Genomic DNA, 25178 nt, shown 5'->3' with positions numbered 1-25178 from the left:
GAATCGAGAGGCATAAACTGTGACAGAAACGAGAAAACTGAAAACCGCCGTTGTGGGTGTCGGCGGCTTGGGGAGACACCATCTGCGCTGGCTGGCGCAGTTGCCGCTCTCACAGGTGATCGGTGTGTACGATATAGACGGCGAGAAGGCGGCCAAACATACTGCGGAATTTCACGTAAAGCCGTTTTCATCGCTGGATGAACTGGCTGGCGCGGTCGATGCCGCTACTATCGTAGTTCCCACAACAGCCCACTTTGAAGTGGCATCGTTTTTGATTGAGAGGGGGATTCACTGCCTTATCGAGAAACCGATTGCAGCACAGCTGACTGAGGCGGTCAAGCTGCGCGAACGGGCGAAAGCGAAAGGCGTAGTGGTAACGGTCGGCCAGATCGAGCGGTTTAACCCAGCGGTGCGGGCGCTCGATGCATACGATATCCGGCCATCGTTCATTGAAGCGCATCGGTTGGCAGCGTTCGATCCACGCGGCACCGATGTGGCGGTCGTGCTCGACCTGATGATTCACGATATCGATCTGGTGCTGAAATTCATCAAGTCGCCGATGGTCGATATTCAGGCATCGGCGGTGGCAGTCGTGTCCGACCAGGCCGACATTGCCAACGCCAGACTCACCTTTGCCAATGGGGCCGCCGCAAATCTGACGGCATCACGAATTTCACTTCGAGCCATGCGCAAGCTGCGGATTTTCCAGAAGTCCGGCTACTACTCGCTTGACCTCGCTGAGAAGCAGGCTGATGTCTATCGCATGGCTGCGCCAGGCGATAACAGCGCCGGCATGCGCGTGCCGCTGGGAAAATCCGGGCGTGATATTGTGTATCTCAAGAAAGCTGATGACGGCCAGGATATGCTGGGTGCGGAACTGGCGTCGTTTCTGGAGGCAGTGATTCATCGGACACCGGTAGCCGTCACGCTCGAAGAGGCAACGGAAGCGCTGCGCGTGGCGCTGGAGGTCGAGCGGATCGGTCTGGCCTCGATTGCCCGCATGACGACAGAAACGGCGTAGATGGCGAGGCCGCTTCTCTTTGTATCTGCCGGTGACCCATCCGGCGACAACGCCACCGGCCGCTTGGTGCGAGCCCTTCGGGAAATTCACCCCGCGCTGGAACTGTTCGGGCTGGGCGGGCCAGCGCTTATGCAAGCCGGTCAGCAGCAACTTGCTAATAGTGCGGACCTGGCCGTTCTCGGTTTCTGGGAGGTGGCGAAACGATTCTGGTTCTTCCGCGATCTCATGAATCGATGTGTCGAGGAGATTACGCGCAGGAAACCATCGTGCATTCTCGTGGCCGACTACCCGGGATTCAATCTGCGGCTGGCTCGGCGAATCAAACATTTGGGGATACCAATCGTGTACTATATTTCGCCGCAGCTCTGGGCCTGGGGAAAAGGGAGGATAGCCGAGATACGGGAACTGATCGATCTGATGATCGTGATTCTTCCGTTCGAAAAGCAGTTCTATGGGGGAAGCGGCGTGCGGGCCGAGTTTGTCGGTCATTATCTGCTCGAAGATATCCCCAGCGAGTACATCGGTTCAGCGCCGCCCAAGAGCGGTCAGATCGCGCTTCTGCCGGGCTCAAGACCGCAGGAGATCGCCCGGATGCTTCCCTCGATGCTCGCCGCCGCGCAGATGTTCAACCGGAAGTATGGCTCGACGGCGGTGGTCGCGGCGCTTCGCAACGGATATGATTACGAGGGTCACTGGCGGCCGTTTGGGGATGCGGGGATCGCCGTACGCTACGACGACACCAGGAGCGTTCTGTATGAAAGCGATCTTGCGCTGACGGCCTCGGGAACGGCCACACTCGAGACCGCAATAATCGGTCGGCCGATGGTGGTGGTGTACAAGACCGGGTTTCTGACATATCAGATCGCGCGTCGTCTGGTCACTATCGACAAGATCGGGTTGGTCAACTTGGTGTTGGGCGAGAAGGTGGTGCCGGAACTGATTCAGAATGACGCCAACGAGCGATCGATGTTCGCCGAGCTGGAACGATTCCACCGTGATGCGGCATTGACGGAGCGGGTCTGCCGCCGTCTGAACCAGATTCCGGGCCTGCTTGGCGGCGTTGGCGCCTCGGAGCGAGCGGCCCGCCTGGTGAACGGGTTTCTATGATTCTTTTGTATCGCTTGATCACCTATCTTATCTATCTCGTAATCTACCCCTATGCGGCCGTCAAATCGGCCGGCGGCTCCAACATGTGGCGGGGACGTCTGGCGCAGGCTAATCTCAGACAACCGGCCACACTTTGGCTACATGCGGCGTCTGCCGGCGAAGTGCGCGTGATCAGTTATTTGCTCGACTATTTGAAACGTCGGGACCCGTCTCTATCGGCACACGTGACAGTAATGACGCCTGCGGGCTACCAGATTGCCTCGCAGGTGGTCGATCCGGGCATTGGCGTGTCGTTTTTCCCACTCGATGTTCCCCGGGTGGTAGGCCGGACGCTGGACGCGCTTCACCCAAAACTGATTGTCATCGCCGAGACTGAAATATGGCCGAACCTGGCGGTTGAGGCAGCCAGGCGCGGTGTGCCGATCGTTCAAGTGAATGGGCGGATGACCGTAAAGTCGTTCGGTAAGTACCGACTGATTCGCGGCTCGATGCGCAGGATTCTTTCCGGTTACGAGCGATTCTTTCTGAAGACGAAAGATGATCTCTCGCGTTTCTCTCATTTTGGAGTGGGGCAGGATCGAGTTGTCGTTGCCGGTGACATGAAATTCGACGCGCCGGTCTCGGAGCGATCTGAAGCACGGCGACAGCAGATCCGCAGTGATCTGGGCATAACATCTGAGATGTTCCTGTTGGCAGCGGGCTCCACGCGTCCGGGTGAGGAGGAGATTTTGCTCGACTGCTTCGTGCGACTCATTCCGGCTTTCCCCCAACTGCGACTCTGTCTGGCGCCGCGTCATGTGAATCGTGTTTCCGAGGTCTGCGCACTGGTCCAGTCAACAGGACTGCGGCCAATTCTCCATAGTGAGCACTGCGAGCAACCGGGCAATACTTTGCTGACCAATACGGCAGTGATTATTATTGACAGGATGGGGCTTCTGGCAGAAATCTACTCGGCCGCCGATCTTGCATTCGTCGGTGGCACACTCCAGCCGCTGGGGGGACACAATTTGCTCGAACCGGTGTGGTCTGGCACCCCGGTGCTGTTTGGACCATCAACCGGCAATGTTCGAGAATCGGCTGATTATATTTGCAGGGGGGAATATGGCGCCGAGGTGCGGGATGGCGACATGCTTTGTGCCTTCGTGCGCGAGATAATCGAGGGGAAGCGGAGATTCCGCCGGAAGCAGGATTCCGATGCGGAGCGGTCGGCCACTGCCATCGCCGGAGACTACATTCTGAAACGGCTCGGCCATGCTTGAACGGATATGGAAGAAGGTCCTGCGATGTGAGGGATTCACGCCGTGGACCCTACTGCGACCACTCCTCTGGGCGGTGTCACTTGCCTATTACTTGCTCCACCTCGCAAGGCGGTCATTGAGCCACGTGACTGTCAAGGTGTCAGTTCCTGTCCTTTCGGTTGGCAATATCTCTGTTGGCGGGACTGGCAAGACACCGCTGGTCGCGTTCATTGCTCGGCAATTGTCGGAAAGAGGCTGGCGCGTCGGGATCGCAGCGTCGGGCTATGGCCGAAGGGGGAAGCAAACGGTATGCGGCTACGGGAAACAACTGGTGGGGCTGTCCGCTGATGAGATCGGCGACGAGGTGAAACTGCTCGCGCAGATGCTCCCTGAAGTTGTTATCGCCGTTGATCGGTCGAAAGCGGAGGCGTCAAAACATCTCGCCGCAAGTGGGAAGGTTGATCTGATCATTGTCGATGACGGATTCCAGCATGCGCGATTAGCACGCGACCTGGATGTTGTGGTGATTGATGCCTCAGTACCGCTACGTCTGTACCACCTGTTTCCGCTGGGCATCCAGCGAGAACCACTGTCCGGGTTGAAACGCGCCGACGTGATTGTGCTTTCGCGAGCGAGTCTTGGCGCCGACTTGCCGGAACTGACGGCGCGATTGAAGCGAGTAAACTCGACCGCCCCGCGTTACCGCGCCGAGTTTGGTCTGTCGGAACTGGTGGGCAACTGGCGGCGTTTTCCAGTATCCTATATGCGTGACAAATCGGTCATGCTGTTTGCCGGGGTGGGGAATTTCCCGGCGCTGCGAAAGGAGGTCGAGAAACATTCTGCGCGAGTGGTTCACGGCCTGGAACTGGGGGACCATCAGCGTTACGACCAGACGCTCCTGCAGAAGATCCGTCGACTGGCCGAACAACAGCGTCCGGACTTCCTGCTCACGACGGCCAAGGATTGGACGAAAGTGAGCAGCTTTGATTTCGGGCGGGAAATCTATTATGTTGCACAGACTGTGAAACTTGAGCCGGAGGCCGAACAATTCATCGCGTTCATTGCAACACAACTCGGTCGTATGTCGACAGGTGACTGATGGACCGTCGTTATGATTTCCTCGTTATCGGCAGCGGCATAGCGGGGTTGTTCTATGCCCTGCAGGCGAATGCGCGTGCACCCAAAGCGCGCATCGCCGTGGTGACCAAGAAGGCGGAAACCGCCAGCAACACGAACCGTGCGCAGGGCGGGATCGCCGCCGTGTTGTCCAACACCGACTCGTTCGATGCGCATATCGCCGATACATTGCAGGTCGGATGCGGCCTGTGCAAACGGGAGGTGGTGGAGGCGATCGTCGAGGCGGGACCATCGGCCATTGAGGAACTGATGCATTACGGCGTGCAGTTCACGATGACGGACGCCGGGTTTGACCTCGGCAGAGAAGGGGGACATTCCGCCCCCCGCGTGGCACACGCCTCGGACCTCACCGGACGTGAGATCGAGCGGGCGCTGCTGACGGCTTGCCGCTCCAAACCGGACCAGATCGCGATATTCCGCGATCATATCGTGCTGGATCTCATCACGTATCGCTCGGGCGGCGTCGACTGCTGCGGCGGGGCGTATGTGTTTTCCGAAGCAGAACGCAGTTTTGAGGGATTCTATGCCCCGGTCACCATGCTGGCCACCGGCGGGCTGGGACAGGTGTATTTCCATACCTCCAATCCAAAGATCGCTACCGGTGATGGTGTGGCGATCGCCTATCGAGCCGGAGTGGCCGTCGCCAATCTGGAGTTCATACAGTTTCATCCTACCACTCTCTATAGTCCGGGCCGGGAGCCATTCCTGATCTCGGAAGTGGTGCGCGGGGAAGGGGGCAGGCTTCGGGCGCACGACGGGCGGTTTCTTATGGATGGTGCGCACGAGTTGAAAGACCTCGCGCCGCGCGATGTGGTTGCACGTGTCATTGACAAAGAACTGAAGCGAAGCGGCGACGAGTACGTGCTGCTCGATCTCACGCATCTGGACCATGCCCATATCCGCAAACGGTTCCCGAACATATATCAAGAGTGCTTGCGGTACGGCGTCGATATCACCGAGCGGCCGATACCGGTCGTACCGGCGGCTCACTATGCCTGCGGCGGGGTGGTGTCGACCCTTCAGGGCGAGACGTCGCTTCGCGGCTTGTATACTGCCGGCGAGGTGGCCATGACCGGTATGCATGGCGCCAATCGCCTGGCCTCGAACTCGCTTTTGGAAGCGGTCGTGATGGCGCGCTTCGCCGCGGATAAATCGTGCGAATATTTCCGGCAGGCCGACTTCACCGAGTCAGTCCCAATAGAACGGGCGTTTCACTCGTCGCTCAGTTTCCCGCGTGAGAAGATTCTCATCGCGCATGACCGACGCGAACTCAACCGCGTGATGTCCGACTTCGTGGGGATAGTCCGCACCCTTGACCGCCTGCAACTGGCTCTCGAACGGGTGCAGAGGATCAAGAACGGAATTGAGCAATATTATCTGGCGACACCGGCAACGTACAACGTGGTCGAGCTGCGCAATCTGGCCACTGTCGCGGAGTTGATCATCCGCTCGGCGATCACGCGCAAAGAATCGCGTGGTCTGCAATATCTCGAGGAGATGCCGGAGTCAAAAGAGGCTTTCCTGCATGATACGATCATACCCGGGCTCAAACTACAGAAGGGATCGTGATGGCCCGTGCCCATGAAATGGTGCTGATCCTCGATTTCGGATCGCAATACACCCAGCTGATCGCCCGCCGCGTGCGCGAAGCGCATGTCTATTGCGAGATCGTGCCGTTCGACACGAACTTGTCTCTGTTCGCGAACCGAAATGTGCGAGGGTACATACTATCGGGTGGGCCGTCGTCATTGAAAGACCCTGATGCCCCCCGTGTGAGCCGTCCGTTCTTCGACGCAGGCGTCCCTATACTCGGCATTTGCTATGGCCTGCAACTCCTTGCGGACCAGTTTGGTGGTGAACTTGTACGCAGCGATAAGCGGGAATATGGCCGGGCGGCGTTCAGCGTGGTTGAGCCCACACCACTTTTGCGAAATGTTACGCCAACGAGCCAGGTCTGGATGTCACACGGCGACTCGATTGTAAACATGCCCAAGGGGTTCCGGTTGGTCGGCTCAACCGAATCGCTGCATGTGGCGGCTGTGGCCGACGAACAGAGAAAAATATATGGTCTCCAGTTCCATCCGGAGGTGCATCACACGATTGAAGGAAAGAAGATCATCCAAAACTTCCTTTTCGATATCTGCGGCCTCCGCGGTGACTGGACGGCGGAGTCGTTTATCGACGAGACAGTAGCCAGAATACAGGCACAGGTTGGGGATGGTAAAGTAGTGCTGGGAATATCCGGCGGTGTGGACTCCACTGTTGCCTCGGTGCTGCTTTCGAAAGCGATCGGCAAACGGCTGCAGGGGGTGTTTGTTGATACCGGTTTACTTCGCAAGAATGAATTCACAGACGTCGTCGCCATGCTGACAACGCTCGGCATTAACCTGCACCCGGTGGATGCCTCGGCCCTCTTTCTCGAACGGCTGGCAGGGGTCGAAGATCCCGAGAAGAAACGCAAGATCATCGGGGCGAGCTTCATCGATGTTTTCGAATCCGAAGCCGAGCGTCTGGGAGAGATCGATTTCCTGGCGCAGGGGACATTGTATCCGGATGTGATCGAGTCGGTGTCGTTCAAGGGGCCGTCGGTCACGATCAAGTCGCACCATAATGTGGGTGGGCTCAAGGAGCGCATGAAGCTCAAGCTGATCGAGCCGCTAAGGGAGCTTTTCAAAGATGAAGTACGCGCGATCGGACGGGCGCTCGGTCTGCCGGAGCAGTTTATCCGGAGGCACCCGTTCCCAGGACCAGGGCTGGCGGTGCGCATTTTGGGAGATGTCACCAAAGAGCGATGCGACCTGCTTCGTGAGGTTGACGCCGTGTTCATCGAGGAGCTGCACAACCGGATGATCTACGATGATATCTGGCAGGCGTTCGCGGTGCTGCTGCCGGTGCGTGCTGTTGGCGTGATGGGGGACGAACGGACGTACGAGAACGTGGTGGCGCTTCGCGCGGTGACTTCGGTTGACGGTATGACCGCCGACTGGGCGCGGATTGACTACGATATACTTGCGCACATTTCGAATCGGATCATCCGCACGGTGAAGGGGGTAAACCGCGTGACGTACGACATTTCCTCCAAGCCCCCGGCGACGATTGAGTGGGAATAGGGCTGGCTCTTGCATTCCACCGTGCCGTCAGGCGTCCCGGCCTGACGGCTCTGTCGAGTCGAAGCGGTTGTCGGGCGGGGACCCCGACACCACTGCAACTCTGGCATAGAGAAAATGGCCTTGTTTTTAAACCGGTAACACACCTATACAGGTGTGATCTTATGCTTGTGCAGCGGCTCATGTTTCAACTCTGCTCAGCGCGTCACGCCAGGAATTGGCGGGGAGAGATTATCACACCTCCCAGCACCATCGTTAATACAAGTAGAGGATGTCAGTGAGTAACAAGAAGGAAGAGACATTTGGAGCGGTATGCATAGATTCGGGGGAGTCAGCCATTACGGAATTCATCACCCTTCGGGTGCGCTACGAATCCGGGTGTCGGGTGCCGCACAGCTTGCTGTGCGAACGTAACGGTGTTGAACGACTCCACAATTGATTGTGATTCCGCATCTGTTGACAACACTCGTTGTAGCACGTAGTATAGTCTCGAAATTCTCAGCCGGCGAGGTTCAACATGGGCAAAAAGGACCCACGAGTAGATTCGTATATCGCCAAAGCCAGGCCATTTGCCAAACCGGTCCTCAATCACCTGAGGCAGCTGGTGCACCAGGCCTGCCCGGACGTAGAAGAGACGATCAAATGGGGGATGCCGTATTTCGATCATCGGGGCATGCTCTGCGGCATGGCGGCGTTTAAGGAACATTGTGCGTTCGTCTTCTGGAAAGCATCCCTCATGTCCGATCCGGACAAGGCGCTCACGCGTACGAACAGAACGGCGATGGGGCATCTTGACCGGATCACTAACATCAAAGACCTGCCCACAAAGCCGATAATGGTCAAACTCATCAAGGAAGCTGTCAAATTGAACGAAGATGGCATCAGAATCAACAGGGCCGTCAAACCGAGGGCAAAGGTGGAAGTGCCTGACTACTTTATGGCGGCAATCCGGAAGAACAAGCGTGCCCTGGCGGCTTTCGAGGCATTCCCACCAAGCCACAAGCGAGAGTACGTGGAGTGGGTCACCGAAGCCAAACGTGATGAAACACGCGCTGAACGCCTCAAGACGACAGTAGTCTGGCTGGCCGAAGGGAAGTCGAGAAGCTGGAAGTACGCCAAGAATAGGAAATAGACCGACCTGCTCTTCTGGTGTGTTGTATTCCAAGCAGTTACGACGTTCTCCAAAGCGGTTGACAGACCATCCAACGACACGTATCTTCGCGTTCCGTTGTGGCAACGCTGGAAAAAAACGTGAACGTCGTTCTGGACGCCAATAATCTGGCCGAATACACCAAGCCGGTGCAGACCGACCTGGAAACATTCGACAAGAAACTCAATGATTATCTCCGTGGGGATTCGCCGCTTATCACGTCGATAGCGCGGCACCTTCTCAAATCCAAAGGGAAACGGATCCGTCCGGCATTCCTGTTTTTATCCTCCCGAGCCGCCGACAATTTCGCCGAACATTCGGTTGATGCCTCGCTGGCGATAGAGCTTATCCATACCGCCACGTTACTGCATGATGATGTGGTGGACGAAGCCGAGCTGCGCCGGGGACAAGAGACGGTCAACGCCAAATGGACCAATCTCATTTCGGTTCTCATGGGCGACTATCTGTTTGCCAAGGCGTTTCGCATCATGGTGGACACGCGCTCGATTGAGCTGATCGACGCCATCTCGGCGGCCACTGAGCGGGTCTCGGTGGGAGAACTTCGCCAGATTGAGGAGACCGGTAACTATGCACTGTCCGAGGAAGAGTATCTGTCAATAATCGCCGACAAGACAGCGTCTCTGTTTGCGGTTTCCTGTGAGACGGGTCCGATACTGAAGAAGCGGACACACCGGGACAGGCAGCGGTTCGCGGCTTTCGGCGAGAAGATCGGGACGGCGTTTCAGATCGCCGACGACCTGTTGGACTTCGTCGGGGATCCGGACATCACCGGGAAAGAGCCGGGGAACGACGTTTTGAACGGAAAAGTCACGCTGCCGCTCATTTATTCGCTTAAGCAGGTAGGCGCCGCGTCCAGCCGCGAAATGACTAAGCTGCTTCGCGAACAGGCCACGCCGGATTCGTTCAAGAAAGTGTACTCGTTCGTGGCCGACAACGGCGGACTCGACTACACGCACAAACGGGCCGATGAGCTCTGCCGGCAGGGCCTGGACTCGATTCAACCGATAAGGGATTCGGTTTACTACCAGGCGCTGGTGGAAATGGTGGAGTTTACTTCCGCGCGAATGTCGTGAGCCTCCTGCGTTTTTCAGTGGGCCGGCTCCTTTCGTCGTCGTATTTTCTCAATCATCACCTATCGTACGCTATGGTATAAGGGACAGCATGTTTGGCCTGCGGGATGTTTCCATCGATTTTCTCACCGGAGCGCCGGTGCTGGTCACACTTGGACTGGCGGGTCTTCTCGCCCTGGCTTGGTTTCTGTATTATCGGACCAACCCGCCGTTGCCGCGCTATCTCAGGGTCATGCTGGCTGTCATTCGTGTCGTTGCGATCCTCGCGCTCATGACCGCTCTCTTAGAGCCGGTCATCAAATATGGTCGGGAATTCGAGCGCAAGCGCCGAGTGGATCTGCTCATCGACAACTCCGCCAGCATGGACCGGGTGGAGACGGGTCTCTCACGCCGTGCCCGACTCGATTCGCTTCTTTCTACGGCCAGTTTTGCGCACTTGAAAGGTGCCGTCGACCTGTCGACTTGGTTTTTCGGACAAAACCTTACCCCCAATCAGAGCGATGTGGAGCGTGACAAAACGGCTCTTGGAGACGTATTGGTGACTCTGGGTACGGCGCAACTGGCGGAGCCGGCGGACCAACTGTTGCTGTTTTCGGACGGCAGGTCCAATTCGGGGCGGGAGCCTTCGGAGGCGACCGCCGGACTGCGGGCACCCGTAATATCGATCAATATGGCCGGCGACGGCGGCAATTATGATATTGCTCTTGCGGATGTCGAATTCAATCCGGTCCTGTTCGTAGGGCAGCCAACGGAGATCAAGACTCGATTCACCTGGCAGAACGCCGCCGGACGCATGCTCAAGATCCAGTTACTCAAAGGGGAGCGGGTTCTCAGCGAAGGGAGTTTCAACACGGCCGAAGAGGGGGGAACTGGGGAAGCCACACTGAAATGGGTGCCCGACGCGCCTGGACAGGAGCTTCTGAAAGTATCGATCCCGCCACTTCAGGGCGAAGAGATCGAGGCCAACAACACGCGGACTATCGCGGTCAAGGTGCTGAAGAGCAAGCTGCTTGTGCTGCTGGTCGCCGATCATCCCGATCACGAAGTGGGGTTCTTGAAGCGATTTCTCGAACAGTCGGATCGATTCGATGTAGATCTGAAAGTAACCGGTCCGCGGGCCGGAAATCTATCCGGACGATTTCCGTCGCAACAGACGGAATTGAATCGCTATGATCTGGTCCTGCTGTACGACCCGGACCCGGTGGAATTCGAAGCGCGCCAGATGCTGTTGAAAGCGTACCTCTCGGAGCGCGGCGGCGCCGTTTGGGTGCTCCTTGGCGAACAGTTCGCCAACCGAGGGCCGGTGCCGTGGTTCAATCAATTGCTGCCGTTCTTCCAGTCGGCTCGGCGCCAGGTCGAACGGTTTCAGTTTCACGGTGAACCCTCGGAAGGAAACTTGTTCCACCCGTCCGTGCGACTTGCCGATGACCGTGCAGCCATACGGGAAGTCTGGTCCACCGTTCCGCCGTTTCAATCGCTGGTCCGATGCGACACGGTGGATCCTCACGCCGTAATCCTCGCGTATGCGGCCGAACCGGTTCGCGCCACGTTCAAATCCCCCATTCTTGGCTTCAAGCGGTTTGGCCCCGGTAAACTGCTGGCCAGCGCCGCTCTGCCGTTTTGGACCTGGGGATTTGCCGATGTCGGAGCCGGCGGAAGCGGTCTGCCGTACGGATCATTCCTCGATGGCACCGCACGCTGGCTGACGGTCCGCGATGATTTCGACCCGATCCGCATTCTGCCCGAAAAAGAGGTGTTCACACGGGGCGAGCCAGTCCGATTCAACGGATTTGCCTATGACCAGGGGTTTCGCCCTATCACCGGCGTGATCGGAAGCCTGCGGCTGCAGTCATCCGTTTCGAACCAGTCTTTCGATGCCGACCTTTTGGAGTTGGGAGAAGGTCGGTATGAAGCAAGCTTTGGCACGGTGCCACCCGGCCAGTACAAATATCTGGCTGCGATGAGCAAGGACGGCCAGGAATTGAGACGGGCCGAGGGGCAGATTCAGGTGGAATCGTTCTCCCTTGAGGAGTTCGATCAAAGCGGCTTTCCGGCGACACTTCAGGCGTTGTCCAAACTCACCGGAGGTGCGTATTTCCCAGTCAGGGAATTCGACGAAGCAATCGCCCACATCGACACCCGGCCGGTAATGGAAACTGTCCGGCGGGAGATCGTCTTATGGAATAAGTTCTGGTTGCTTGCTCTTTTTGTGACGTGCCTGGCCGTCGAATGGGTTCTACGCAAGACCAATCAACTCATTTGATACATCGGCCGCTCACTGTCATTGACAGGACCTTCAACAAACATTACTCTTGGACCCGTGGACGATAGGAGTAAACATCGGGCAAACAGATAACGGAGCAGCACGTATGAAAGTCGCGGTGATCGGCGCCGGCCTTATGGGCCGAGCCGCTCTCTATGACCTGTCCCATGTCGAGGGGATGCAGCAGGTCGGCATTTTCGATATCGATTTCAATCTGGCAAAAGAGATCTCCAACAAGTATGGCAACGGCATAGGCGCCCCCGGTCAGCTTGACGCGGGGGATGAGGCACAATGTATCGCGGCGCTGAAGGGATATGACGCCGCCGTCTCGTGTGTTACCTACAAGTACAATCTGGGGCTTACGCGCGCGGCTATGGCGTCGGGTTGCCATCTGGTGGACCTTGGCGGCAACAACGATGTCGTTCGCGGACAGATGGAGATGAACGCCGAGGCCGAGAAAGCAGGTGTGGTCATTGTCCCCGACTGTGGCCTGGCGCCCGGCATGGTATCGGTGCTGGTAGCCGATGGGATGATGAAATTCGACCACGTGTCGTCTGTCAGGATTCGGGTCGGCGGCTTGCCGCAGTCCCCACGTCCCCCGCTTAATTACCAGATGGTGTTTTCAGCGGAAGGGCTTATCAACGAGTACTGGGAGCCGTGCATCATTCTCGAAAACGGCAAGAAGAAGACCGTACACCCTATGACCGGGCTGGAGCTGCTCGGTTTCGACGGGATCGGTAAGCTGGAAGCGTTTTTTACCTCCGGCGGGACCTCCACGCTCCCTGATACCTATGAGGACAAGGTAGATTCTCTCGACTACAAGACGATTCGGTACCCCGGCCATTGTCAGTTGTTCAAGGCGATGTTGGATATCGGACTTGGGTCGCGCCAGCCGCTCAAAGTGAACGGCCAGGAAGTCGAGCCCCGGGCGCTGTTCAAGGCTGTTTTGGATAAGAATCTGTCGTTCGGTCAGCCCGACATGGTCCTGGTTCGAGTGGAACTGGAAGGAGAATCGGGCGGCAAACTCAAGACGCTTGTATACGAAATTGTCGACCGTCAGGACTCAAAGACCGGCCTCACCGCCATGATGCGCACAACCGCATTTCCGGCGGCGATCATTGCCTGGATGGCGGCATCGGGCCAGATCACGGTCAGGGGTGTCAAACCGCAGGAGATCGCCGTAAATCCCGCGCTGTTTCTACCGCAACTCAAACGCCGCGGCATTCATCTGGCGATCAAAGAATAACCGACCAAATGCACCGGACCGTCACCACAGATCGGTCGGGAAGATGATATCCAGCCGGACGGTGCGAGCGGGATAGATAGTGACCGGGTACATAACCGTGTCCGTTGTGGGGAGATAGATCACCCGAAGCGTGCGGTTGCCTATCGGCAGGTTGTTGATAGCGAAACTGCCGTTAGCCGATGGTGTGATCGATGCCGTCGCAAGGCCGCCGGCACCGTCGGGATAACTGAGTCGAACCGAAATTGAATCCCGGTATGTTGGTCCCGGGGGAGTCCGGTCCGCGTCGACTATCACTCCCTCGATGCTGTTGTTCAACAGGACGGCGGCGCTGGCCGCCAGTTCCTTGTCGATGTTCGCCCCGGAGCCGGTCGAACGCAACAGCATGCCGACTATTGAATACGCTGATCCCCAGGCGTCCTTCTTGAAATCATCGACGGCAAACCCGGACGCTACATATGGTCCTTGCCACGTGCTGAAGCCACCCGGATTCTGCGCCAGAGCGTCGAGGTTGGGTGGCATCGCTCCTACATCGCCAACGTAGCCAAAATCGGCGCGGCTGCCGTCGTTGTAGGTCGCCGGGTTCCCCATCACGGCCATAGCAAGCTGATCCATCTCCGCTTTGGTCTGTTCGTACTGCGCCGTCTGGACACTCACACTCATCTTCTGCATGGCGACGGCCGAGAGTATGCCGACGATAACGATCACTATCGCCAACTCGATAAGCGTAAACCCGCCGGCGAGATTGTGACGATGTGTTACGGGCATGACGGGAAGACCTCGCTAAAGGAGGAACCATCAGAAAACTCTATCGACAACGTGACATTTGACATGGAGACACGCGGGCCGCCGCCGGGCGTGTTGTTCGCTCGGAAATCGGTAATCCGGATTCGGACGCTCTGACCGGGATTGATTGTCTGTGCCGAAGACAGAGTGTACGTGGTTCCGCTGACCCCTCGCGGAGACCCACCTTGGTTGAAAACGGTAGTGCCACCGAATCGAATCCTGCCGTAATAGGCAGTGGGAGACGGCCAGGTGACCTTTATCGTGGTGACTGTGCGCGGTGATGTCGATGTGTTGGTGACCCAGAACCGGACATTCTGACATTGAGAACCGTAGACCGAGTCGGATGACGGCACCAGTACAAGCCCGCCGCTGGTCAGGAAAAGCGACTGTCTGAACACGCACTCGGTATATACAGATGACGACGGGGTCACCGAAACAAACTGCGCCAGGGTGTCGGCAGTCGGCATGTAGATCACTTTGAGCTCCTGTGCGCCGATCGGCACTGAATCGATAGAAAAATAGCCCGATGCATCAGGGGTTGCTGTCTTAACGGTGCTACCGCCCAGGCCATCGGGGATGGTCAGCCGAACGCTGATAGAATCCCTGTACACGGTACCCGGGGCCAGTCGCTTTCGATCCAGTACGAGTCCGCTTACCGGATTGTACAGGAGGTCGGAACTGGATGGCGCAACCTTCTTGACAATGTTCGCGCCTGAGCCTGTTGACGTTATGCTGACGCCGTTTAACGAGTAGGTTGCCCCCCAGGCGTCCGTCTTGTAATCATCGGTGATCTGAAAAAAACGGCGCGAGATGTACGGTCCCTTCCATGTGGTATAGCCCCCGGGGTTGGTCATCAGGGCATCCAGGTTCGGTGGTAGGGCGCCTACATCCCCCACGTAGCCAAAATCCGCTCGGCCGGCACTGTTGCGTAGTTCCGGATTCCCGGCCACTGCGAACGCCAGCGCCTCCATTTCGGCTTTCGTTTCCTCAGACCTGGCAGTGTCGGCAATTGGCTTGCCGGACCTCATGGCCACGGCGACGAGGATGGCAACGATGATAATGGCCACCACTACTTCGACCAGGGTGAAACCACCCGAGTGTCTGTGAATTCTTCCCGGTTTCATGCTCAGGCTCATCAGTGATAGTAGACCGTCGCGAAAACCTGCGTGCATCGACTCGCCTTCTTTATGCCTACCCCGACTTCCATGGCGTCGATCTGACTCCATGTCCAGGCAGAGCCGGTATTGGGGTTGGTCGCGTATGTCCGAGTGAAGTCGGTATAGTTCGTGACTCCGTCCATGTCGATGTTCGGGCCATAATAGAATTGCGAGTTGGTCCGAAGCACGGTGCGAACTTGGCGGTTGTTGCCCCATCCGTAGCGGCGGACCCGTATCGTGATTACCATGCTGTCGATTGTACCGGTGACGGCGCCGTGATTCTGCATCTGATAGCTGTCGTCTTTATAGGAGCCGTCAGCTTTATTGACGTAGGTACCGTCTTCGTCCGGTGAGGATTCGTTGACGCAGTCCCAATTCTGCGAGCAGGAAGACCTGTCCAGCTCGGTCTCGGAGCCTGTGCCGGTAGGTCGCAATACCAGCGACGAGGGCGAAGATCCCCCGCCAAAATAGGCGGCGGCGAATTTGACATCGAGAGTTCGCGATACCTGCTGTCGGGGAAGAACCGTGAAATAGCGTCGAACTGTGTCGTTGGCAGGCCGGTAGATGAACCGAAACAGCCTGCTTCCGGCCGGGATCGAATCGCTCGTGAAGTCACCGGCGGCGTCCGGATGATAGGTCTTGGTGATCGTGCCGGAACCGCCCAGCGGCATCTCGACTTTTATATCAACTGAGTCCTTGTATATCGCGCCCGGCAAGGAATCATTCTTGTCCTTGACAGTACCGTGGACCTGGTTCAGAAGATAGTCCGATGATGCGTCGGCCAGCTTCTTGGTGATCGTGCCGGAGCCGCCGGTCGATGTGATGACCGTTCCCCCACCGTACGTGTATGGCTGTCCCCAGGCATCGAGGCGGTAGGAGACGGTGTCCTGCGCGAATTCGGTTTTTATATAGGGTCCGTTCCACGTTGGTGTTCCGCCCGGGTTGGTGTAAAGAGCGCTTAGATTCGGTGGGAAAGCGCCGACATCCCCTACGTAGCCAAAATCAGAGCGCATGCCGTCCTGAAGAATACCCGGGTCACCCACGATAGCGGACGCCAACAGCTCGAGTTCTCGCTCGGTCTCGGCCGTGCGAACGTCGTAGTTGACAACAGTCGCCGACTGCATCGCCAGACCAACCATGAAGCCGATAACGACCAGGACAACCATCAACTCAACTAATCCGAACCCCTCCCGGTTGTTTATGAGTGTTCGCATGCTCACCATACCTTTCGATACAGCTTGACCGTGGCGTAGCTGGTTTGACCGGGGTTGACCGGTACTTGGCGACGCAGTGTGTCGCTGTTCGGCAGATAGACCACGCGTAACAAGTGGACGCCGATGGGAATGGAGTCGAATTGGGTCAGTCCGTCACCGGCGAACAACTTCGTTTTCGTGGTCGTCCCTCCAGTGCCGTTCGGGACGATTAGAAGAGCCCGGAGCGAGTCTTTGAAAACAGCGCCCGGCGGCGTCTCCGCCATGTCCATGACCGTCACGACAACAGCATTGCGCAGGAGATCGTCCAGACTCGGCGCAACCGCACTTGTAATGGTAGTACCACCGCCATTTGCGATTACCGAAGGACCGCTCAGACTGAGCGCCTGCCCCCACGCATCGTATTTGAAGCTGACATCAGCACCGCCGGATGAGAATTCATCGCTGATATACGGACCGTTCCAGGTGGCATAGCCGCCTGGGTTCAACACGAGCGCATCGAGATTCGGCGGCATAGCGCCTATGTCCCCAACATAGCCGTAGTCGGCTCGCCCGCCGCCTGAAGTCAGCGAAGGATTGCCGGCAATGGCGTAATTGACTTGTTGCAGGAGCTGCTTCGTTTTTTCCGTACGGGCAACGTCAGTGCCGGCCCGCATCGAAGACATAGCGACAGCGGTGATGATGCTGAGAATAATCAGCACCACCAGAAGCTCGACCAGCGTGTGGCCGTTTCGGCCTCTCCGTTTCTGTTCCCTGTTTAGAATGGAAGGCATAGCACCTCCCTATCAATATCGGCAGGTGGGGGGAATCCGTTGACAGGCTAATGCGTTGTCGGACAATGAAAATGGCCCCGGCATGAGGCCGGAGCCGCGTGGCTGGAATAGTTGATGACGCTGATCAAAAAGTATCGTCTTCCCAGGACGACTCTTTTGGCGGGATGCGGACAATCATATTCTTGTCCTGGACAATGCACTGGCAGGCCAGACGGGAAGTCTCGGTCAACCCCTCGGCTTCATCCAGCATATCGATCTCATCCTCGGAGGGTTCATCGAGTGTCTCGAACCCCTCTTCCACGACAATATGGCAGGTGGAGCAGGCACAGTTGCCGCCGCAGTTGTGGTCGATCTGGATATTGTTGTTAAGGGCGGCGTCCAGTATCGCTGTCCCGCTTTCCACCTCGACCTCGATGTCCATCGGCAAGAACCTGACTTTGGGCATTACCGTCGTTTCCCGCGTTTCTTCAGTCTCAGGACTTTCAAGCATGTCTCTTGTGCTCACGTTCGTTTCTCCGTTTCGGCCCGCAGAACAACGATATTGTCATGCTCGTTCCCGAACCGGACCGATTTCGCCAGCGGCGCCAACTTGCCGGCGATGATCATAAAAACCCACGGGGGGATAATAGCGGAACTACAGCCGCGGACAAGTACTTTCTTTCCGGCGAACCGTCCCCAATCGTACTCGGCTGCACGAGCCAGGAAATCGTCCTGCCGGAGGATCCCGTCTACCAGGAACTCCTGGGGGTCGATGATCTCGTATGTCATCAGTGGTGCCGGATGCTTCGCGTCAACGACAAGCGGATAACGCCGCGGTCAGCAGGTGAACGAAGAGCCGCAACCGCAGGAGCGTTTGGCTTTGGGATTGTGGAACTGGAATCCGCCCCCAACGAGTCCCCCCTTGAAGTCGAGCGTGGTGCCGGCAAGATACATGAGCGCTTTGAGGTCGACCCGCACTTTGAGGCCCTCGAAATCGAACTCGCGGTCAAAGTCGCCGGGCTGATTGTCGAACGCCATGGAGTACGACATACCGGAACAACCGCCGGACGTCACGCCCAGGCGCAGGAACAGGTTGGTTTCTTTCTCCTCTGCGATCAGCCGTTTGACCTCGGTGACCGCGGCCGGGGTCAGCGTGATGACGGCCTCGGCAGCCGATGGTTTGGTCTCGTTAATCATAGGCTATATGACTCCTTAAAATCTACGTTCTTATATTTCGTGTCTGTCGCCTCACTACAACATCGGGAGCGGTGAAAAGGTTCACAGGTGATTTTCGGTCGGGCTTGCGAGGGCATTATGGGTCGTTAATACCGTTATCGTGTCGGCGCCTAACCCATTGCTGACCAGTATATTACGACGACACGGACAAGCCCCTCCGTCCCAATTTCTTCCAAATGGTCAACTTTTTTGTGGACTTCGCGAATCTTTTTACGTATGATAGGAACGAAAAGTGGAAGCATAGAGTTATAATACCGTGATCGCGTCACATTGACCATTAACCGCGTTTCATAGAGGAACCAACACATGCAGTTGTCACGCAAGGCCGACTACGCGCTCCGCGCTGTCCGGCATATTTCCACGTTGCCCAAAGGGAGATTGGGTTCGATCAATTCGATAGCCGAGGCCGAGTCGATACCGCGCGAATTTCTGGCCAAGATTCTCAAAGATCTCACCCGCAGCGGCGTCCTGATGTCGTTTCAGGGTGTCACAGGCGGCTATAAGCTTTCCAAAACGCCCAAAGAGGTGAGCTTTCTGGACGTGATCGAGGCGATCGACGGCCCGATTCACCTCAATCTCTGCACCGAGCAGGGGAACTGCAGTTGTGATGCGTACAACAAGTGCCAGATGAAGGATTTCTGGGCCGAACAGGAGAAGGGGTTCAAGAGGGCTCTTGCCCGCCACCATTTCGGCCGCTACGTCAAAGGGAAGAAGTAGAACTCGCTGAATTTTCGGGCCGGTACGGCGGATACTCCGCGCGACCGGACTTTGCAAGCAGGGCCGGGCAGATGCCCGGCTTTCTCTTTTTGGGGTTTTCATGCGGGGTCCAGATTGCGGTTGTCCGCGTCTGTGTTCATGTTATATTGCGGCCGCGAACAGGTCCGTCGACGCTGCAATTCGCCCCGAGCGAACTTCGCTCGACGCGGTTCGTTATAACAAGTGTGGGAGATGAATTAAGGAGTTACGATATGTTTCGCTTTGACGATCCTCAATACAAGGTGAAGGTGGGCCTGGCCGAGATGCTCAAAGGGGGTGTCATCATGGATGTCACTTCTGCCGAGCAGGCCAGAATTGCCGAGCAAGCGGGCGCTGCGGCGGTGATGGCGCTCGAACGAGTGCCGGCTGATATCCGAGCCGAGGGTGGAGTGGCGCGCATGGCGGATCCGGAGATCATTGAGCGGATCAAACGGGCTGTCACTATACCGGTCATGGCCAAGTGCCGGATCGGGCATATTGTGGAAGCACGCGTGCTTGAGGCGATGGAGATCGATTTCATCGATGAGTCCGAGGTGCTTACTCCGGCAGACAACAAATACCACGTGAACAAATGGGAATTCAAGGTGCCGTTCGTTTGCGGTTGCCGAAATATCGGCGAGGCGCTGCGACGTATCGCCGAGGGGGCGGCCATGATCCGCACCAAGGGAGAGGCCGGAACCGGCGATGTCTCGCAGGCCGTGAAACATCTTCGCGAGATTAACTCCGCACTGAAGGCAACCACGGTCATGTCCGAGGAAGAGCTGTTCGGATTCGCCAAGGAGAACCAGGTCTCGATTGAAATCGTGAAGATGGTGGGCAAGATTGGCAAACTCCCGGTGCCGAATTTCGCCGCCGGTGGTATCGCCACTCCTGCTGATGCGGCCTTGTGCATGCACCTTGGGGCCGAGGCAGTGTTTGTGGGGTCCGGCATTTTCAAATCGAGTGATCCGGACAAGCGGGCTAAAGCGATTGTAAGCGCCACCACGCACTGGCAGGATTATGCCATCATTGCCGAGCAGTCGCGCGGGCTGGGGGAGCCGATGAAAGGGATCGCCGCCGAGAGCATTCCGCTGGAGAGCCAGTTGCAGGGGCGGTAAAGGCGATGCCACAATTTTGAGTATAAAGTGATGGTGAAACCAGACCGACGTGAATATATAGTAGGTAATTCCAACTGGTGAACGACCGATTGACCGACTGGGACCAAGATGGTTATTAGTTTCTCTTTTAGCGAACCGAAATTTCGCGCCCTGATGCAAATCATGGCAGAAAGGATTGACGACCTTGATCGCCTCAAAGCGGCCAAGTTGCTCTACTTCGTTGATAAGCAAGCGATTAAGGAAACCGGTCGTCCTATATTGGGTGACACGTATGTTAAAATGGAACTTGGGCCTGTTCCGTCAAGAGCTTATGACCTGATTAAAGAGATTGGCGGGGCCGGGATGGATAGGTTTGGTATCACTGAGGTTTCGGATCCCACGAAGTCGAAATATCCGGTGTTTCGCTCATGTTCGCACCCAAACAGAGATGTGTTTTCAGAGGCTGAGCTACGGTGCATTGAAAGCGTTGTGGTCGATTACGGAAAACTCAGCGGGACGCGACTCTCTGATATTGCTCATTCCCAGCGGGCTTGGTTAGAGACCCAAGGACGAGACATCGACTACATGCTTTTTCTTGACGATCCTCTGGGAACGGACAAAGAGATAGCTGAACTAATGTTGATCGAGCAGGAGAACCGCGATTTTAGTTCATACCTTTGAGATTTTCCCTTGATTGACTTTTCTTCCAAGGAACTGGCAAAGTTATTTGACAGAGTAGCGGTTCCAGGCGCAATATTCTTCTGCGAGAACTTCATCTTCGAGGACGGTACAACCAAGAACAAGTACCTTATACTGCTTTCCATTGACTCCACGACAGATATCGCAGATTACCTCCTCGCTACTTCACAGGTGACCAAGGTGAGATCGATCTCCATTCTCACTGGCGAATGCGTCTTTATCCCTCCCGGAAGTACCCGCTGCTTCACCTTAGAGACTGCCCTGGTGGTAAAAGATCTCCACACGAGGTCGGTAAGCCATCTTCGCAATCGCTTTTCGCATCCTTCGACGTATGGACGGTTGGAGTACGTAGAGATGTCGCCGCCGGATGTTTTGTCACGGCTCTTCGACGCCGTACGGAATTCACGGTTCATAGCAGGCGAAGCAAAGGCTCGGATTCTCCGTTCAGGCTAATTCTCAGATATGGCAAGGAATTGTGCCATAGAATGGACCTTCCGCACCTGGAACCCGGTCACGGGCTGCAATCCGGTATCGCCGGGGTGCGAGCATTGTTACGCCGAGCGGATGGCGAAGCGGCTTCAAGCGATGGGCGTCCACAAATATCGCAACGGATTTAAGGTAACGCTGCATCCATCGGAGTTGGAAGCGCCGCTCCGTTGGAAAAAGCCGCAGGTTATTTTCGTCAACTCCATGAGCGACTTGTTTCATGAGAAAGTGCCATTTGAATATGTTCTCGAGATATTCGACGTTATGAATCGCGCTCCCTGGCACGTGTTCCAGATTCTCACCAAGCGCTCCAAGCAACTTTCCCGCGTGCAGAGCAAGCTCCCGTGGGCGCCGAACATATGGATGGGGGTGACGGTCGAGAGCGCGGTCTATCAATATCGAATCAAGGACCTTCGCAAGACTGGCGCGGCGATCAAGTTTCTTTCGCTGGAGCCGCTCTTAGGACCCCTGCCGGAGCTTGATATGTCCGGGATCGACTGGGCGATTGTCGGAGGCGAGTCGGGGCCGGGTGCCCGCCCGATGAAGAAGGAGTGGGTGCTTCAGATCCAGGAGCAGTGCCGTGAGCAGGGAGTGCATTTCTTTTTCAAGCAATGGGGTGGAGTCAATAAAAAGGCGGCTGGACGACTGCTGAATGGGCGCGAGTACAGCGAGATGCCGGCGTTGCCTGATGTCAACCTGCGCTTGTCGGTGTGATGAAGCGGCAGGTCACACCATCCGCCTGATGGCGGATGGCAGGACCCGCCGCAACGAGAGAACGGACACGTTACCCTTCGACTCCGCTCAGGGCGTCACGCAATAACACTGTAGTATGGGGAAACCCACCGCGAGCGGTGGGGTACCCAACCATTTCAAGTGTCGGGACACACCGTCTGACTCTTGGCGGATGGCAGGACCCGCCGCAACGAGAGACAAACAATTTCGAGATTGCTACGCTTCGATGTCGCGCCAGTCGGCGGGCCATCTCCGCTCGCAATGACTTGGGACGAGGTTCTTTCGACAGAATGTGAATCGTTGAGCAGTCGACCGGTTGGCGTCACTTGCCCCATGGATCTCAATTCGTATATTTCGGCACCAACCGGCAAAACGGGTGTTTAAGGCGACATGGGTGACGATTCAAAACTGGCCATTGGGGTGCTGGCGTTGCAAGGAGATTACGAACAGCACGAGCGCCAGGCACGAACTCTTGGCGCTAAGACTAGCCTTGTCAAACTTCCCGAGCACTTGAACGGACTCGATGGTTTGATCATGCCGGGTGGGGAATCCACCACCATGAACATCCTGCTCGATCGGTTCTCATTGCGCCGGCCACTGAAGGAGTTTGGACGGAGTCACCCAATCTACGGCACGTGCGCCGGTATGATACTTCTGGCTAAGGGGATAGTCGATAACCAGTCCGGGGTTGAGCCGTTAGCGCTGCTTGACATCGATGTGATTCGAAACGGCTACGGGCGTCAGTTGTACTCATTCGAGGAGACGGTCGAGGCGAAGTTCGATAGTCGAAGTTCCTTTCGGGCGGCGTTTATTCGGGCGCCGAAGGTGGACCGTCTGGGCAAGGGAGTCGATACGCTCGCGATCTACCGAAATGACCCGGTATTGGTGAGGCAGGGAAACATACTGGCGGCATCGTTTCACAATGAACTGGGGGATGACACCTCGGTTCTCGGCTATTTTTTGGGTAATTTTTTTGTGTGACGATGCCGACCCTTATCGTATATTAGATGGATGAATAAAGTCTTTTTTACGCAGTCGGTTGGAGAGACCTCGGCCCACGGGCTCGCCCCGAAAGCGCCGACGGTGGCGGAGCGACTGGCCACCCCCCATGTCCGGCTGCCGCGATGGATCAAGATTACGCCCAAGTCCGGCGAGAATTACCAGCGCGTAAAGGAGATTCTTCGAGTCAACGGACTGCATTCGGTGTGCCAGGAGGCGGCCTGTCCTAATATCCGGGAGTGCTACGATGAGGGGACGGCCACGTTCATGATTCTGGGACATCGCTGTACCCGTGGCTGCAATTTTTGCGATGTGATCAAAGCGCAGCCGCTGGGACTCGATACCGAGGAACCCGCGCGCCTGGCCCGCGTGGTGGCAGAATTGAAACTGAAGCAAGTTGTGATAACGTCGGTGACACGAGATGACCTGCCTGATGGGGGAGCGTCTATATTTGCCCGGACTATAGAGCTCCTCCGATGGCAGGATAATGAAGTGAAGGTGGAATTTCTGATCCCGGACCTCGCCGGCAAAATGGATTCCGTGAGAATTGCGTTGAACTCGGGTGTCGACGTTTTAGCGCACAATGTCGAAACCGTCCAGCGTCTGCACAAGCGTGTTCGTGGGGCCGCCAAGCTGGATCGGTCGCTGGCGGTTTTGCGTTTTGCCTCAGACTATCACCCCAGGCCGGTGATCAAAACCGGATTTATGGTCGGTTTGGGGGAAACAACTGATGAACTGGTGGAGTTAATGCATCAGATATATGCAGCCGGCGTGGATATCGTGACGATTGGGCAGTACTTGCGGCCATCGCTGGCGCATTTGCCGGTCGAGCGGTTCTACCGACCTGATGAATTTGTCGAGTTGGCGCGAATCGGTAAGGAGATCGGATTTGCGCATGTCGAATCCGGGCCGCTGGTGAGAAGCTCGTACAAGGCGTTTCACCAGTCCAAAAGGATTCTGGAGAAGTCATGCTGAAGAAGATCATCATCGCACGTCATCACGGCTTCTGCATGGGGGTGAAACGGGCTATCAATATAGCCGAAGAGACCGCTCAGAAGAAGACGGGGCCGGTGGCGATCCTGAATGAAATAGTTCACAACGAAGCGGTTGTGGAGCGGTTTCGCGGTCAGGGAGTGGGGCAGGCGTTTTCGGTCGAGGAAGTTTCCGACGGTACTTTGATCATCTCCGCCCATGGCGTGGCTCCCGCTGTGATTGAGAAAGCTCAGTCCAGAGGCCTTAACGTGGTCGATGCCACCTGTCCGCTGGTGACGCGCATATACGATATAGTCACCAAGATCATCGCCAACGGTTATTACGTGATTCATTTCGGCGATCGCAAGCATGACGAAACCGAGGGGGTTGTAGGGCATGCGCCTGACCGCATCACGGTGGTGTCGAGCAAGGATGAGCTTTCCGTGTTGCCGGAATGGACGGACCGAAAGCTTGGTCTAACATCACAGACCACCGCCAGTCAGGAAGCGTTTGCCGAATTCCAGAGACTGGCCAAGCAGAAATGGCCGCACCTCGAGGTTTTTGATACGATCTGTAATGCCACCAGTCAGCGGCAATCGGCCATGATGGATTTGGCGCCGCAAGTGGATATGGTGATTGTGGTCGGTTCACGGACATCGGCCAACTCCCTTCGCTTAGTCGATATCGCCCGGGCTATCTGTGGCAAAGCGTATCTGGTTGGCTCAGAACGCGACATTAAGGATGAGTGGCTTGCTACCGACCAGAGGGTAGAGAGTGTCGGCGTCTCCGCAGGCGCCTCGACGCCTGAATTCCTGGTGGAAGCGGTTATCAACTGTCTACGCGAGCTTTCGGGCGGTTCGGCCGAGGTCATCGTACCGGAACGCCGTGACCGCATTCGCAACTCGTCTCGTAAGGCAGTCTGAGACAGGCAGCTCACGAGGCGCAAAGCCCTGGAGACT

General features: G+C 56.7%; 25 protein-coding genes. 18 read left to right on the top strand and 7 right to left on the bottom strand.

Translation table 11 applies throughout. From position 1 onward, the window contains the following. Positions 1 to 19: 19 nt before the first annotated feature. The 10 genes from AB1644_13430 (at position 20) to AB1644_13385 (ending at position 13360) form a co-directional block, all read left to right on the top strand. A complete protein-coding gene (locus AB1644_13430; protein ID MEW6052049.1) occupies positions 20 to 1021 on the top strand; it encodes a Gfo/Idh/MocA family oxidoreductase in 1002 nt (333 codons plus the stop codon). Continuing rightward, complete coding sequence (lpxB, locus tag AB1644_13425) at positions 1022 to 2128, top strand: lipid-A-disaccharide synthase (protein MEW6052048.1); 1107 nt, start codon at positions 1022 to 1024, stop codon at positions 2126 to 2128. Then, a complete protein-coding gene (locus AB1644_13420) occupies positions 2125 to 3387 on the top strand; it encodes a glycosyltransferase N-terminal domain-containing protein (GenBank protein ID MEW6052047.1) in 1263 nt (420 codons plus the stop codon). Before lpxB ends, AB1644_13420 begins: the two co-directional genes overlap by 4 nt. Then, on the top strand, positions 3380 to 4465 hold the full coding sequence (gene lpxK, locus AB1644_13415; GenBank protein MEW6052046.1) for a tetraacyldisaccharide 4'-kinase: 1086 nt from the start codon (positions 3380 to 3382) through the stop codon (positions 4463 to 4465). The genes AB1644_13420 and lpxK overlap by 8 nt, the downstream gene beginning before the upstream one ends. After that, positions 4465 to 6072, top strand: a complete 1608-nt coding sequence (gene nadB, locus AB1644_13410) for an L-aspartate oxidase (GenBank protein MEW6052045.1) — start codon at positions 4465 to 4467, stop codon at positions 6070 to 6072. The genes lpxK and nadB overlap by 1 nt, the downstream gene beginning before the upstream one ends. Continuing rightward, positions 6072 to 7613, top strand: a complete 1542-nt coding sequence (gene guaA, locus AB1644_13405; GenBank protein ID MEW6052044.1) for a glutamine-hydrolyzing GMP synthase — start codon at positions 6072 to 6074, stop codon at positions 7611 to 7613. Before nadB ends, guaA begins: the two co-directional genes overlap by 1 nt. A gap of 514 nt (positions 7614 to 8127) precedes the next feature. Beyond that, the gene (locus AB1644_13400; GenBank protein ID MEW6052043.1) at positions 8128 to 8742 is read left to right on the top strand and encodes a YdeI/OmpD-associated family protein; all 615 of its coding nucleotides are present in this window, start codon (positions 8128 to 8130) and stop codon (positions 8740 to 8742) included. A gap of 119 nt (positions 8743 to 8861) precedes the next feature. Continuing rightward, a complete protein-coding gene (locus AB1644_13395; protein ID MEW6052042.1) occupies positions 8862 to 9854 on the top strand; it encodes a polyprenyl synthetase family protein in 993 nt (330 codons plus the stop codon). Between the two features lie 88 nt (positions 9855 to 9942). After that, a complete protein-coding gene (locus AB1644_13390; protein ID MEW6052041.1) occupies positions 9943 to 12114 on the top strand; it encodes a hypothetical protein in 2172 nt (723 codons plus the stop codon). A 106-nt stretch (positions 12115 to 12220) separates the two neighbouring features. Next, positions 12221 to 13360 (top strand): saccharopine dehydrogenase C-terminal domain-containing protein, encoded by a 1140-nt coding sequence (locus tag AB1644_13385; GenBank protein ID MEW6052040.1) that lies wholly within the window; start codon positions 12221 to 12223, stop codon positions 13358 to 13360. Positions 13361 to 13381: 21 nt separating this feature from the next. Here the strand turns inward: AB1644_13385 and AB1644_13380 are convergent, their stop codons facing one another. The 7 genes from AB1644_13380 to AB1644_13350 form a co-directional block, all read right to left on the bottom strand. Further along, the gene (locus AB1644_13380; GenBank protein ID MEW6052039.1) at positions 13382 to 14125 is read right to left on the bottom strand and encodes a prepilin-type N-terminal cleavage/methylation domain-containing protein; all 744 of its coding nucleotides are present in this window, start codon (positions 14123 to 14125) and stop codon (positions 13382 to 13384) included. After that, positions 14116 to 15267 (bottom strand): prepilin-type N-terminal cleavage/methylation domain-containing protein, encoded by a 1152-nt coding sequence (locus AB1644_13375; protein ID MEW6052038.1) that lies wholly within the window; start codon positions 15265 to 15267, stop codon positions 14116 to 14118. The genes AB1644_13380 and AB1644_13375 overlap by 10 nt, the downstream gene beginning before the upstream one ends. 11 nt (positions 15268 to 15278) lie before the next feature. Beyond that, positions 15279 to 16514, bottom strand: a complete 1236-nt coding sequence (locus tag AB1644_13370) for a prepilin-type N-terminal cleavage/methylation domain-containing protein (GenBank protein MEW6052037.1) — start codon at positions 16512 to 16514, stop codon at positions 15279 to 15281. A gap of 2 nt (positions 16515 to 16516) precedes the next feature. Further along, positions 16517 to 17284, bottom strand: a complete 768-nt coding sequence (locus AB1644_13365) for a type II secretion system protein (protein MEW6052036.1) — start codon at positions 17282 to 17284, stop codon at positions 16517 to 16519. Between the two features lie 124 nt (positions 17285 to 17408). Continuing rightward, positions 17409 to 17729 carry a 2Fe-2S iron-sulfur cluster-binding protein gene (locus tag AB1644_13360; GenBank protein ID MEW6052035.1) on the bottom strand — a complete coding sequence of 107 codons (321 nt, stop codon included), beginning with the start codon at positions 17727 to 17729 and terminating at the stop codon, positions 17409 to 17411. A gap of 56 nt (positions 17730 to 17785) precedes the next feature. Next, the gene (locus tag AB1644_13355; protein MEW6052034.1) at positions 17786 to 18052 is read right to left on the bottom strand and encodes a DUF2480 family protein; all 267 of its coding nucleotides are present in this window, start codon (positions 18050 to 18052) and stop codon (positions 17786 to 17788) included. Positions 18053 to 18100: 48 nt separating this feature from the next. Beyond that, positions 18101 to 18460 (bottom strand): iron-sulfur cluster assembly accessory protein, encoded by a 360-nt coding sequence (locus tag AB1644_13350; GenBank protein MEW6052033.1) that lies wholly within the window; start codon positions 18458 to 18460, stop codon positions 18101 to 18103. 345 nt (positions 18461 to 18805) lie between these two features. On the opposite strand from AB1644_13350, the gene AB1644_13345 reads away from it, so the two are divergent. The 8 genes from AB1644_13345 to ispH all read left to right on the top strand — a co-directional run bounded on the left by AB1644_13345 (position 18806) and on the right by ispH (position 25142). After that, positions 18806 to 19216: an Rrf2 family transcriptional regulator gene (locus AB1644_13345; protein ID MEW6052032.1), complete on the top strand. Its 411-nt coding sequence runs from the start codon at positions 18806 to 18808 to the stop codon at positions 19214 to 19216. A 251-nt stretch (positions 19217 to 19467) separates the two neighbouring features. Then, complete coding sequence (pdxS, locus tag AB1644_13340) at positions 19468 to 20352, top strand: pyridoxal 5'-phosphate synthase lyase subunit PdxS (GenBank protein ID MEW6052031.1); 885 nt, start codon at positions 19468 to 19470, stop codon at positions 20350 to 20352. A 162-nt stretch (positions 20353 to 20514) separates the two neighbouring features. Beyond that, positions 20515 to 21012 (top strand): Panacea domain-containing protein, encoded by a 498-nt coding sequence (locus tag AB1644_13335; protein MEW6052030.1) that lies wholly within the window; start codon positions 20515 to 20517, stop codon positions 21010 to 21012. A gap of 9 nt (positions 21013 to 21021) precedes the next feature. Further along, complete coding sequence (locus AB1644_13330) at positions 21022 to 21483, top strand: hypothetical protein (protein ID MEW6052029.1); 462 nt, start codon at positions 21022 to 21024, stop codon at positions 21481 to 21483. A gap of 9 nt (positions 21484 to 21492) precedes the next feature. Then, positions 21493 to 22230 (top strand): phage Gp37/Gp68 family protein, encoded by a 738-nt coding sequence (locus tag AB1644_13325; GenBank protein MEW6052028.1) that lies wholly within the window; start codon positions 21493 to 21495, stop codon positions 22228 to 22230. A gap of 426 nt (positions 22231 to 22656) precedes the next feature. Then, positions 22657 to 23229 carry a pyridoxal 5'-phosphate synthase glutaminase subunit PdxT gene (gene pdxT, locus AB1644_13320; protein ID MEW6052027.1) on the top strand — a complete coding sequence of 191 codons (573 nt, stop codon included), beginning with the start codon at positions 22657 to 22659 and terminating at the stop codon, positions 23227 to 23229. A gap of 30 nt (positions 23230 to 23259) precedes the next feature. Next, positions 23260 to 24222: a lipoyl synthase gene (gene lipA, locus AB1644_13315; protein MEW6052026.1), complete on the top strand. Its 963-nt coding sequence runs from the start codon at positions 23260 to 23262 to the stop codon at positions 24220 to 24222. Then, positions 24216 to 25142 (top strand): 4-hydroxy-3-methylbut-2-enyl diphosphate reductase, encoded by a 927-nt coding sequence (gene ispH / locus AB1644_13310; protein ID MEW6052025.1) that lies wholly within the window; start codon positions 24216 to 24218, stop codon positions 25140 to 25142. Before lipA ends, ispH begins: the two co-directional genes overlap by 7 nt. Positions 25143 to 25178: the final 36 nt, after the last annotated feature.

This window comes from Candidatus Zixiibacteriota bacterium, from assembly GCA_040753875.1.
Lineage (GTDB): Bacteria > Zixibacteria > MSB-5A5 > GN15 > FEB-12 > DATKJY01.
The sequence above is the reverse complement of the archived record's forward strand: the minus strand, read 5'-3'. Positions and strand labels throughout refer to the sequence as shown.